At 50.6% G+C, this 605-nt stretch carries 1 protein-coding gene; it reads left to right on the top strand.

Annotation, left to right across the window (positions count from 1 at the left end; translation table 11 throughout):
• On the top strand, window positions 1-501 hold a 501-nt coding region (locus E5329_RS29295), incomplete at its 5' end, for a transposase (RefSeq protein ID WP_135992592.1).
• Window positions 502-605: the final 104 nt, after the last annotated feature.

The following is a 605-nucleotide window of genomic DNA, read 5'->3' as shown; positions in this document are numbered from 1 at the left end:
CGGGAGGAGCGGCTTGCGGAAATTGAAGGCGCTTTACGCAAGAAATGCAAGGAAATGACTTATGCAGAAAATATGCTGGAGATCAATGGCGCAGGTGCGAACATTCCGGCCGGAATGCTGGCGGAAATGGGAGACGTCAGCAGATTTGATGATGTGAAAGAAATCCAGAAGTTAAGTGGAATGGGGCTTGCGTCATGCAGTTCAGGCAAGCGCAAAGGGCGGACAAAGATCAGCCGCAGAGGACGCAAAAGGCTTCGATGCTGGTTGTTCCAGGCGGCCAAATCAGCAGTTTCGCATGCAGATGAATTCAAACAATTGAATGAGCGTTGCGCAACGCGGGCAAACAATCCACTGAAAAAGATGCAGTCACTGCTTGTGATAGCCTGCAAGATGCTAAGGGTGATTTACGCCATCCTGAAGACAGGGGCAATGTATGATCCGCAAAAAATGTTGAAGGACATCAAACGCCCGGAGGCTGTACAGGCACAGACAGCGGCATAGGAAACCAAAATAAGAAACATAATCCAGAACTCTGTCGAGTCGCTGGCGGCAGGTGTTGGGGATTGGACAGGGCTCTGGAACAGAAACCCGTAAACGATGGGGTC

Origin of the sequence: Petralouisia muris (assembly GCF_004793545.1) — a bacterium.
In the GTDB taxonomy this organism is placed as follows: domain Bacteria; phylum Bacillota; class Clostridia; order Lachnospirales; family Lachnospiraceae; genus Petralouisia; species Petralouisia muris.
The sequence above is the reverse complement of the archived record's forward strand: the minus strand, read 5'-3'. Positions and strand labels throughout refer to the sequence as shown.